The organism is Amycolatopsis sp. NPDC051373, from assembly GCF_040689465.1.
In the GTDB taxonomy this organism is placed as follows: Bacteria; Actinomycetota; Actinomycetes; order Mycobacteriales; family Pseudonocardiaceae; genus Amycolatopsis.
In genome coordinates this window covers 344,336-354,998 of sequence record NZ_JBFBAE010000005.1, presented here as the reverse complement: position 1 = coordinate 354,998, position 10,663 = coordinate 344,336, and the positions used below count along the sequence as shown (strand labels likewise).

Here is a 10,663-nt window from a genome sequence, read left to right as displayed (position 1 = left end):
GGATCACTTTTGGTTCTGTGGGTGGTTGTTCCCCCCCGCCCGGGGGCGCGGGCCCCCCCCCCCCCCCCCGCCCGCGGGAAGTGCGTCAGTTGTCGTCGTCGTCCGACCAGGCGCCGATCACCGGCGGAGGCGTGGCCTCGTTGGCGCCGAAGGCGTCGTCCGGGTCCGGCTCGATGAGGAAGGACGCGTGGGTGTGCTCCTGGTCCTCCTGGCCCTGGCCGCCACCGTGACCCATGCCGCCGCCCATGCCGCCGCCCATCGGGTTCATGCCCGGCGCCGCCGGCTGGCCGCCGATGGTGCCGCCGGCCGAGACCACGCCCTGCTGCTGCACCGGAGCGGCACCACCCTGGGCGCTCTGGCGCTCGGACGCGGCCGAGGTCTTCTCCTCGTCGTTGCGCGAACCACTGCGCGAGCCCGCGCCCAGCTTGCCGCCGGCGAAGCCGACGCCGCCGCCGACCGCGCTGAGACCCAGGGCCGACGCGGCACCGCCACCGCCACCACCGGCGGGCGCGCTCGGCGCGGCCGGAGCCGGGGCCGGAGCGGCACCCGCGCCGGCGGCCGAAGCGGCCATGCTGCCGTCGAAGCCCGACGTGCCGTAGGTGCCCGAGTTGCCGGTGACCAGCGGGCCACCCGAACCGGACGTGCCCGCAGCGCTGCTGCCGGCGTGGCCGGAGTAACCCCCGCCGCCGCCGGCGTAGCTGCCGGCGCCGAGGGCACCGGTGCCGACCGGCGCCGAGATCGTGCCGACGTTGCCGAAGTCGTTGCCGTTGAAGTGCGTGGGCGTGGGCTTCATGCCGAGCGAGTCGGGGCCGAAGCTCGGGGTCGTGTTGTCGACCTCTTTCATCGACTGCGTGTAGGCGTTGAAGAACGCGACCTGCTGGGCCTTGACGTCGTTGGCGGCGTCGGCCTGGGCCTTCTGGTCCGCGGCGAGCGCGGCGGGACCGCCGGCCAGCGCCGCGGACATGGCCTGCTTCGGGTCGTAGTCGAGCGGCGCCGGCATCTTCTTGACCTCGGCGGCGGCCGCGGCCTGCTTCGCGAGACGGTCGGCCATCGTGTGCGCGGCGTCGGAGGCCTGCGTGCCCGAGGCGGCGATCGACACGAGCGCGCTCTGCGCACCCGCGGCGCCGTCGCCGACCCACGCGTTGCCCAGCTCGGAGACGGCGTTGAACAGGTCGTCCGACGCCGTCTTCAGCTCGGTGCCGTGCTTGGTCCAGTGCTGCCCGGTGGCCTCGGCCGTGCCCGGGTCGTTGTCGGTGATCGCGCCGTTGTAGAGCTGGTGGCTCTCCTGCGCGTTCCAGTTGGGCGGGTTGGCGATCGCGCGGTCGCCGCCCATCTCGAACCCACCGGCGCGGCCGCGTGCGGAGTCGACGATGTTCTGGGAGACGGAGTTGTCCCCGAGCTGCACCGCGGACCCGCTCACGGGCACGTTCTGCGCGGGCGGCTGCTGACCGTAGCCGCTGTCTTGGTTTCCAGCCATGACTTCGTGATCCCCCTCGTCAGGCCTTGCGGAACGGGTCGGCCGCGGACTGGTCGAACTCGTGGTAGCGCGCCATCGCCGTGACGATGCCCTGCTCCGCCGCCTCGTACTGGCTCAGCAGGTTCTGCAGGGCCGCGGAGTAGGAGTCGCCACCGCCGTCGGCGCGCTGGACGAACTTCTCGGCCATCGCCTGGCCGACGGGGTTCGCGCCGAGCTTCGGCGGCTGCGCCAGCGAGCCCGCGCTGTTGAGCAGGGCTTCGACCGCGTCCTTGCCCGTGCGGATCTTGTTGAGCGCGGTCTGCGCGGCGTCCGGGTCGATGCCGACCTGGCCGTTGACAGCGGCGCTCTTGAACGCGTTGGCATCGGCCAAGCTGCTGTTGCCCATTGCCCTCTCTCCGTTCCCCCGCGCGAGCTCCCCGCTCGCTTGGCAGTAGGTCTTCGCATAGGTTAACGCACCAGGTCGGCACCTATGACGCGATCGGCGAACCCCAGGTTCCCCGCCGTGTGTGATCGCCGCAACACCGCCGGCGCGTTACCACCTCTGACACGTCCGAAGGCCCCGCGAGGTTCACCGCCGGGCTTCAGGACGTGTAGACGTGCGGGTCCAGTGTGCCGATATAGGGCAGGTCGCGGTAGCGCTCGGCGTAGTCGAGGCCGTAACCGACCACGAACTCGTTGGGGATGTCGAAGCCGATGTACTTCACCGGCACGTCGACCTTCACGGCCTCGGGCTTGCGCAGCAGCGAGACGACCTCGAGCGACGCGGGGTTGCGGCTCGCGAGGTTCTTCAGCAGCCACGACAGCGTGAGGCCGGAGTCGACGATGTCCTCGACGATCAGCACGTCGCGCCCCGCGATGTCGCGGTCGAGGTCCTTGAGGATGCGCACCACACCCGACGACGAGGTCGAGGAGCCGTAGGACGACACGGCCATGAACTCCAGCTGTGTCGGCACCGGCAGAGCGCGGGCGAAGTCGGTCATGAACATCACGGCACCCTTGAGCACGCCCACCAGGAGGAGGTCACCCTGGCCGTTTTCGGGGTAGTCCGCGGCGATCTTGGCCGCCAGCTCCGCGATCTTGTCCTTGATCTGCTGCTCGGTGATGAGCACGGAGGCGATCTCGCCCTCGTACACGGTCATTCCCCTCGGGTGGTGGGTTCGGGTCCGGACAGCGAGAGCCTGCCACGGCACCGGCGCGCCTCCAAGTTGCCCGGCAGCCAGACGCCGCCCTGCCCGCGCCAGCGGGCCACGAGCGCGTCGACCGAGCGCAGGTGCGCGTCGGTGAGTTCCCGCACGCCCGAGCCCAGCAGCCACCTGCGGAGAACCCGTCTGCGCAGTGCTGCGGGCTCGCCCTTGAGCACCGTCACGTCCAGCCCTCCGTGCCCGCCCGCGCGGGTGAGAATCCTGTCCGCCACTGTGTCCAACGCCTCGGTGTCGTCACGCAGCTGTGCGGCCGTTCGGGCCAATGCGGCCGCGACGCCGCCGGCGAGCACCTCTTCCAGCAGTGGCAGCACTTCCGCGCGCAGGCGGACGCGGGTGAAGCGCGGATCGGCGTTGTGCGGGTCCTGCCAGGGTTCGACGCCGAGCTCGGCGCAGGCACCGCGGGTCTGCTCGCGCGTGACGCCCAGCAGCGGCCGGCCCCACGGCGGGTCGAGCGGGCGCATGCCGGCGAGCGACCGCGGTCCGGAGCCGCGGCCGAGGCCCAGCAGCACCGTTTCGGCCTGGTCGTCGAGGGTGTGGCCGAGGAGCACGAGTCCTTCTTCGCCGCCGGGCAGCGCTTCGCGCAGCGCGTGGTACCTCGCGGCGCGCGCGGCGGCTTCGGGACCGCCCTTGCCCGTGACGTCCACGGTGAGGATTTCCGCCTCGTCCACGCCGAGCTCCTTCGCGGCCGCGGCGGCTCGCGCGGCGACTTCCGCGGAGCCGTCCTGAAGCCCGTGATCGACGATCAGCGCGCGCGTGCGCAGCTTCCGGTGGCGCGCGACGTACGCCGTGGCTTCCGCCAGGGCAAGGGAATCCGCCCCGCCCGAGACGGCGACGCAGACCTCCGGCGGTGGCGCGAGCGCCGTGAGGAACTCCCGCACGGCCCGGCGGACCGCCGCGAGCGCGCTCATCCGTGCAGGCGCCGCACCCAGGCCGCGGGATCGCTGATCTCGGCCCGGGTCGGCAGCGTGTTCGGCGAGCGCCAGACCGCGTTGAACCCCTCCATGCCGACGGCGTCCACCACGTGTTTCGTGAACTTCGCGCCTTCTTCGTACTGGCGGATCTTCGCGTCGAGCCCGAGCAACGCGCGCAGCATGCGGTCGAAGACACCGCCGCCCTGGCGACGGGCGCTGAAGCGCGAGCGGATCACCTCGACGGTGGGCACGACCCGCGGACCGACGGCGTCCATCACGTAGTCGGCGTGGCCTTCGAGCAGCGTCGACAGGGCCAGCAGCCGATCGAAGATCGCGCGTTCCGCGGGCGACTGCAGCAGTTCCGCGATGCCGATGCCCTTGCCCCGCTGCTTGAGCGCCTCGGGCAGACGCCCGACGAGCTCCGAAAGGCCGTCGGCGGAATGCCCCGCGATGCCGGTGACGAGGCGTTCCACCTCGTCGGCGAAGTAGTCGCGCAGCCACCGCACGGCCGTGAACTGCAGCCGGTGCGTGCACTCGTGCAGGCACACCCACAGCCGGAAGTCGGGCGCGTGCACCTTCATCGCGCGCTCGGCGGCGACGACGTTGGGCGCGACCAGCAACAGCTGCCCTTCACGCTCGGGGCCGCCGAAGGGGTCGTACTGGCCGAGCACGCGCGAAGCGAGGAACGACAGCACCAGCCCCGTCTGCACGCCCGCGCCCGACGCCAGGATCGGGCCGAGCGGGCCGCCCTGCGCTTCGGGCAGGGCGCGGCCCGTGAGCGCTTCGAGCCCCGACGCGGCGGACCGCACCCAGCCGGGCCGGTCGACGACCGTGCCCGGCAGCAACGGCAGGTCCTTGCCCAGGCCCGTCAGCTCCCGCACGTGGCCCTCGGCCTCGGCCGTGAGGTCACGCAGGTCGGTGACCGCGCGCGCGGCCTCTTCCTTGGGCACCTGCGGACCACCGCGCACCAACCGCGCTCCGGTGGACGCCGCGAGGTCCCAGTCGACCATCGGCCGCTGTGGGGTCTCGGTTTCCTGGCTCACCTGTCCGACGCTACCTGCACAAGGGCACTTTGCCCGACTGGATCCGGCACCGATTCGTCTAGTTGCAGCCACACTTCCGCAGGGTGGTGGCCAGCACGTCGAGCGCGGCCTGGCCCGGGTTCTTCTCCGAACCGTTGGACATGAACGCGAACGCGAGCACGCGGTTGTCGCTGTCGAGCACGTAGCCGGCGAGGGTGTTGACGCCGGTGAGCGTGCCCGTCTTCGCGCGAACCCAGCCCTTGCCCGCGGCCGAGTTCGGCGTGGCGTAGCGGGTGGCGAGCGTGCCGGCGGGGCTGCCGGCCACGGGCAGGCCCGCGAGCAGCGGGCGCAGCTTCGGGGTGTCCGGGTTCTTGCCGTCCGGCGCCGCGGCCTCGGCTAGCACCTGCGCGAGCAGCCGCGCGGGCACCTTGTTCTGGTTGGACAGGCCACTCGTGTCGGACAGCTGCAGGCCCGTGACGTCGAACCCGTGATCGGCCAGCACCTTCTTCACCGACGCGGCCGCGCCGGAGAACGACGCCTCGGCGCCCGCGGTGATGGCGACCTGGCGGCCGAGAGCGTCGGCGAGGACGTTGTCGGAGATCTGCAACAGCGCGTACGCCAGGTCCGGCAACGGCGCCGACTGCACCTGCGCGACGACCTTCGCGTCGGCCGGCGCCTTCGCAGTGCCGGCGGCCTGCGCACCGAGCTTGTCGGCGACGAGGTGGGTGAGCGTGGTCGCCGGGTTCCCCGAGCGCGGCGTCTCGTCGACCGACGGGTTGAGGCGGCCGCCGTCGGCCATCGCGGGCACGATCGGCGCGCCGTAGGTCGAAGGCGCGTCGCCGGGCTCCCAGCCCGGGGCGGTCGTGGGGCCCGAGTAGGCGCTGACGTCGACCTGCACCTTCTGGACGCTCGGGTCGGCCTTCTTGATCTGGGCGACGAGGTCGTCCACGTGGGCCGCGCCGGGGTAGAGCGGCGAGTCGGTGCCGATGGGCAGCGCGGTGAGCGACGGGTCGCCACCGCCGACGATGATCACCGTGCCGGGCGACGAGCCCTGCACGACCTTGGTGACGATCCGCTTCGTCGGGTCCATCGACAGCAGCGCGGCCGACACCGTGAGGATTTTCGTGGTCGACGCCGGGGTCAGCGGAGTGGTCGAGCTGTGGTCCCACAGGACGGAGCCGTTGGCGGGGTCGATCACGCTGCCGCTGAGCTGCGACAGCGCCGACGCACCGGCGGGTCCGGCCAGCGCCGAAGCGACGCCGTTCGCCGACGGGCCCTGGCCCGAGGTGTCAGGGCCGTGCAGCGCGAGGGTCACGGACGCGGGATCGGGACTTTCGCCCTTCGGCGCGTTGGGCGCCCACGGCAGGCCGAGCTTGTTGGACACCTGCGGCATCGCGGACGCGACCCCGGCCGCGACGAGCACCAGCACCACGACGAGGCCGAGGACGACGAACTTCTTCTTGCCCTTCTTGGCTTTCGGCTCTTCTGATGAGGTGTCCCGCTGCGGCTCGCTACGGGGCGGCTCCTGGTCGTCGTAACCGCCGGCGAAGCCTTCGGCGGGGCGCTCGATGCCGACGGTCGCCTCCGCCGGGAACTGCTCACCCGACGGTTCGATGCGCACCGGGCGGGCCTGCGTCCCCGACGCCGGGGGGACCGCGCCACGCGGCGGCTCGGGGAGGCCGCGGGGGTTGTCAGACTTGTCCTGGGACCAGGCGCCCTCGTTTTGGAGGCTGTCCCACTGGGGTGCGTCTCGGGGGCCTTCGGGTTCGTTGCCGCCCTGGGCGGTGTGGAAGACGTCCCAGCGTTCTTCGCGTGGGGACTCGGTGTTCTGGCGCTGGGATTCTTGGCGCTGGGATTCGCGCTTCTGCTCGTTGCGGAAGACGTCCCACTTGGACAGGTCGATGTACTCGGTGCCGCTCTCGCTGTTGGCGGCGCTGCTGTCTTCGCTCGCCGCTTCCTCAGGCGGCTCCGCGGGCCCGGACTCGAACATCGACCCGACGCGGCGCGGCTCTTCGCTCCGGTTCTGGTCGTCACGGTTCTCGTCACCGCGGCTCTGATCACTGCGGCTCTGATCACCGTCGCCCGGGCGCGCGGGCCGCTCCACCGGCACCCAGGGCACGGCGGGCGGCGGCACCCGAAGCTGCTGAGTCGACTGGTCGGACGGCGTCTGCTGCGACCGTTCCGACGAGGACTGCTCCTGCCCCTGCTGGTTCTGCCCCTGCTGCCGCTGACCTTCCGAGCGGTTCTGCTGCGGGCCCCCCGGCTGACCCTGTTGGGACGCGCCTTGCTGTTGCTGCTGTGGCTGGCCTTGCTGCTGGCCCCACGGCGCGTTGGCGGACTGCTGCCGGCCCGGCCCCTGCTGCGATTGCCGACCCTGCTGAGGCTGGCCACCCTGACTCTGCCGGCCGAACAGGCCCTGGCCCGGCTGGGACTGGCTCCGCTCGCCCTGCGACTGCGGCCCCGGCGTCTGCTGGTTCTGAGACTGCGGTCCCGATGACGGCTGGTTCTGGGGCTGCCGGACTCGCGGCTGCTCACCCGGCCGCGGCCCGAGCCGGTCGGCGAGGTCCTGCCGCGGCTGTCCCGGCTGCCGCATCTGCCCGGATTGCCCCGGCTGGCTCTGCTGTCCCGCCTGCCCCTGCTGACTCGGCTGGCCGGACTGTCCCTGCGACGGCTGCTGCCCCGCCTGTCCACCTCGGTCACCAGCCGGGCGCGGCTCGACCGGAGTGTTCAGCCCCGGAACCAGTTCGGGCGGGACGTTCGGCTTGAACCACGACCCCGGCGGACGCTCTCCGGCGCCGGGTGAAGAACCCGCGGGAGGTGTGACGTTCGGCACGGCGAGCCGGTCCGTGACGGTCTGGCCGGGCTCGGGGATGGGAAAGCGCGCCGTCGCCCCACCGCCGCGCGACGACTTGTCCTCGTCACCCTCGGGCCACATCGGCTGGTCGTTGTCCGACACCCACCACTCCTTCTCACCTGCCCGGAAGGGGCCAAGGTCACATGCTGCCTAGCCGACATCCATGGGACCCGGCGGCAGCGCGTAGTCCACACTAGTGACGTCAATGAGGTGATTACGGTTGCCGCCCACGACGTGTGGGATACCGAGATTCGAGAAGCAGCGAGGACGGCCGTGGAGTTCGACGTCACGATCGAAATCCCCAAGGGGGAGCGCAACAAGTACGAGGTCGACCACAAGACCGGTCGCATCAAGCTGGACCGGACCCTGTTCACGGCGACGCAGTACCCGGCGGACTACGGCTTCATCGACGACACGCTCGGCCAGGACGGCGACCCGCTCGACGTGCTCGTGCTGGTGCAGGAGCCGACGTTCCCGGGCTGCCTGATCCGCTGCCGCGCCATCGGCATGTTCCGCATGACCGACGAAAAGGGTCCGGACGACAAGGTGCTGGCCATCCCGACCAACGACCCGCGCCTTGAGCACCTGCGCGACATCCACCACCTCAACGAGTTCCACAAGCTCGAGATCCAGCACTTCTTCGAGGTCTACAAGGACCTCGAGCCGGGCAAGAGCGTCGAGGGTTCGTCGTGGGTGGGCCGCGCGGAGGCGGAGGCCGAGATTTCGCGGTCGTACCAGCGGGAGCAGGACCGGCTGGCCAAGGAAGAGGTCGACGGTCCCGCTCACTGAGAGCGACCGAAAACGCGCGAAAGGGCCGTTCCCCCCGAAGCTGGGGTGAACGGCCCTTTCTTTGATCTGTTTCAGTGCGCCAGCGCGAGCGCTTCCTGCTCCGAGCGCTGCTCCATCGCCGACTTGTCCGAAAGCGGCTTCTCCTTGAGCAGCCAGACCAGGGCGAACCCGACCGTCAGCACGATCCCGCCGACCAGGAACACCGTGGTCATCGAGCCGGCAAACCCGTCGAGGATCGGGCGGGCCAGCACCGGGTCGAGGTGGGCGAGGAACGAGGTGTCGTTCACGTCCACGCCGCCGTTCGCCAGCTGCTGCGCGAACTCCGGGTGCTGGGCGAGCGCCGCGACGTACGACGGGGTCGCCATCGCCGAGCGCACCGCCGCCGCGATCCGGTCACCGACCGTGCCGAACAGGATCGAGAGGAACACCGCGGTCCCCGCCGTGCCGCCGATCTGGCGGAAGAACGTCGCCGACGAGGTCGCGACCCCGATGTCCTGCGGGGCGACGTCGTTGGTCGCGGCGAGCTGCAGCGTCTGCATCGAGGCGCCCAGGCCCAGGCCGATCACGAACGCGATCGCCATCACGACGCCCAGCGGCGTGGCCGCGCCGATCGTCGACAGCCCGAACAGCGCCGCCGCCATCAGCCCCAGACCGGCCACGGCGAAGGCCTTGTAGCGGCCGGTCCGCGAGATCACCGTGCCGGAGCCGAGGCTCGCGACCATGATCCCGAGGGTGAGCGGCAACATCTGCAGGCCGGCCTGCGTCGGTGTCGCGCCCTTCACGATCTGCAGGTACAGCGGCAGCGACATCATCGCGCCGAACATGCCCGCGCCCTGGATCACCGTGACGAGCGTGGCCACCCGGAACACCGGCCGGCGGAACAGCCGCAGCGGCAGCAGAGCCGCGTCGCCCATCCGGCGTTCCTGCAGGATGAACAGGACCACCCCGACCAGCCCGATCGCGTACATGCCGAGCGACGCGGGCGAACCCCAGCCCCACTCGCGCCCACCGCCGCCACAGCGCAAAAGGTCCCCCCGCACCAACCACCGTGCGCAAGGGGACCGTTCGCTCAGCGAAAGCAGCGTCAGGCGACGTAACCCGGAATCGGGAACGGCGTCAGAAACTCCCGGATCTCAGCAGCAATCCGGTCCAACTCCGCCTCCGGAGAAGAAGAAGCAGCCGCCGCGATCACCGTGCGGTCGATCCACTCCGCCACCTGCACCTGGTGCTCCGGCAGCAACCCGCGCGTCGTGATGGCCGAGGTGCCCAGCCGGATGCCCGACGGGTCGAACGGCTTGCGCGGGTCGAACGGCACCGTGTTGTAGTTCAGCTCGATCCCGGCGCGGTCCAGGGCCTGGGCGGCAGGCTTGCCGGCGACGTTCTTGTTCGTCAGGTCGATCAGCAGCAGGTGGTTGTCCGTGCCGCCGGAGACGAGGTCGTAGCCGCGGTCGAGCAAAGCCGACGCCAACGCGGCGGCGTTCGCCACGATCGTCTGCGCGTACGTGGCGAACGACGGCTGCGCAGCCTCCCCCAGCGCCACCGCGATGGCCGCCGTCGTGTGGTTGTGGGGGCCGCCCTGCAAACCGGGGAACACGGCCTTGTCGATCGCCTTGGCGTGAGAAGCGTCCGACATGATCATCGCGCCGCGCGGGCCGCGCAGGGTTTTGTGAGTGGTGGTCGTAATAACACCGGCGTGGCCGACCGGTGACGGGTGCGCGCCGCCCGCGATGAGGCCGGCGATGTGGGCGATGTCGGCCACCAGCACCGCGTCCACTTCGCGCGCGATTTCCGCGAAGCGGGGGAAGTCGATGGTGCGCGGGATGGCCGTGCCGCCGGCGAAGATCAGCTTCGGGCGGTGTTCCAGAGCGAGGTCGCGCACCTGGTCGAAGTCGACGCGGCCGGTTTCCTTGCGCACGCCGTAGCGGACCGGGTTGAACCACTTGCCCGTCGCGGACACGGACCAGCCGTGAGTCAGGTGGCCACCGTCGGGCAGGGCCATGCCGAGCACGGTGTCGCCGGGCTGGGCGAAGGCCAGGTACACGGCGAGGTTGGCCGGGGAGCCGGAGTACGGCTGCACGTTGGCGTGGTCCACGCCGAACACGGCCTTCGCGCGCTCGATCGCCAGGTTCTCGATGGGGTCGATGAACTGCTGGCCCTCGTAGTAGCGCTTGCCGGCGTAGCCCTCGGAGTACTTGTTGGTGAGCACGGTGCCGGTGGCCTCGAGGACCGCGCGCGAGACGTAGTTCTCCGACGCGATCAGGCGGATCTTGTCGTGCTGGCGCTTCGCTTCGTCCTCGACGAGCCCGGCGATCTGCGGGTCGGCGGCGGCGAGCGTGGAAAGGGCGGGCTGATGTGTCATCACGTCTCCGGCTCTAAACCGGCCGGGCACCCAGGCGCGCGGTGCCGGC

General features: G+C 71.3%; 9 protein-coding genes. 1 reads left to right on the top strand and 8 read right to left on the bottom strand.

Translation table 11 applies throughout. The annotated features are described in order from the left end of the window. Positions 1 to 85: 85 nt before the first annotated feature. The 6 genes from AB0383_RS12090 to dacB all read right to left on the bottom strand — a co-directional run bounded on the left by AB0383_RS12090 (position 86) and on the right by dacB (position 7,568). Positions 86 to 1,477, bottom strand: coding sequence for a hypothetical protein (locus AB0383_RS12090; RefSeq protein ID WP_364170581.1), 1,392 nt, complete (start codon positions 1,475 to 1,477; stop codon positions 86 to 88). 19 nt (positions 1,478 to 1,496) lie between these two features. Next, complete coding sequence (locus AB0383_RS12085) at positions 1,497 to 1,862, bottom strand: hypothetical protein (protein ID WP_364170578.1); 366 nt, start codon at positions 1,860 to 1,862, stop codon at positions 1,497 to 1,499. A gap of 196 nt (positions 1,863 to 2,058) precedes the next feature. Beyond that, on the bottom strand, positions 2,059 to 2,610 hold the full coding sequence (hpt, locus tag AB0383_RS12080; protein WP_220247209.1) for a hypoxanthine phosphoribosyltransferase: 552 nt from the start codon (positions 2,608 to 2,610) through the stop codon (positions 2,059 to 2,061). A 2-nt stretch (positions 2,611 to 2,612) separates the two neighbouring features. After that, on the bottom strand, positions 2,613 to 3,587 hold the full coding sequence (gene tilS / locus AB0383_RS12075) for a tRNA lysidine(34) synthetase TilS (RefSeq protein ID WP_366186867.1): 975 nt from the start codon (positions 3,585 to 3,587) through the stop codon (positions 2,613 to 2,615). After that, positions 3,584 to 4,600: a zinc-dependent metalloprotease gene (locus AB0383_RS12070; protein ID WP_366186940.1), complete on the bottom strand. Its 1,017-nt coding sequence runs from the start codon at positions 4,598 to 4,600 to the stop codon at positions 3,584 to 3,586. Before AB0383_RS12070 ends, tilS begins: the two co-directional genes overlap by 4 nt. 91 nt (positions 4,601 to 4,691) lie before the next feature. After that, positions 4,692 to 7,568 carry a D-alanyl-D-alanine carboxypeptidase/D-alanyl-D-alanine-endopeptidase gene (dacB, locus tag AB0383_RS12065; RefSeq protein WP_366186865.1) on the bottom strand — a complete coding sequence of 959 codons (2,877 nt, stop codon included), beginning with the start codon at positions 7,566 to 7,568 and terminating at the stop codon, positions 4,692 to 4,694. 171 nt (positions 7,569 to 7,739) lie between these two features. On the opposite strand from dacB, the gene AB0383_RS12060 reads away from it, so the two are divergent. Beyond that, a complete protein-coding gene (locus AB0383_RS12060) occupies positions 7,740 to 8,255 on the top strand; it encodes an inorganic diphosphatase (RefSeq protein ID WP_326566764.1) in 516 nt (171 codons plus the stop codon). A gap of 71 nt (positions 8,256 to 8,326) precedes the next feature. Here AB0383_RS12060 and AB0383_RS12055 read toward each other — a convergent pair whose 3' ends face one another. Further along, the gene (locus AB0383_RS12055; protein WP_366186863.1) at positions 8,327 to 9,295 is read right to left on the bottom strand and encodes an MFS transporter; all 969 of its coding nucleotides are present in this window, start codon (positions 9,293 to 9,295) and stop codon (positions 8,327 to 8,329) included. 44 nt (positions 9,296 to 9,339) lie between these two features. Further along, positions 9,340 to 10,614, bottom strand: coding sequence for a serine hydroxymethyltransferase (gene glyA, locus AB0383_RS12050; protein WP_364170565.1), 1,275 nt, complete (start codon positions 10,612 to 10,614; stop codon positions 9,340 to 9,342). Positions 10,615 to 10,663 lie beyond the last annotated feature (49 nt).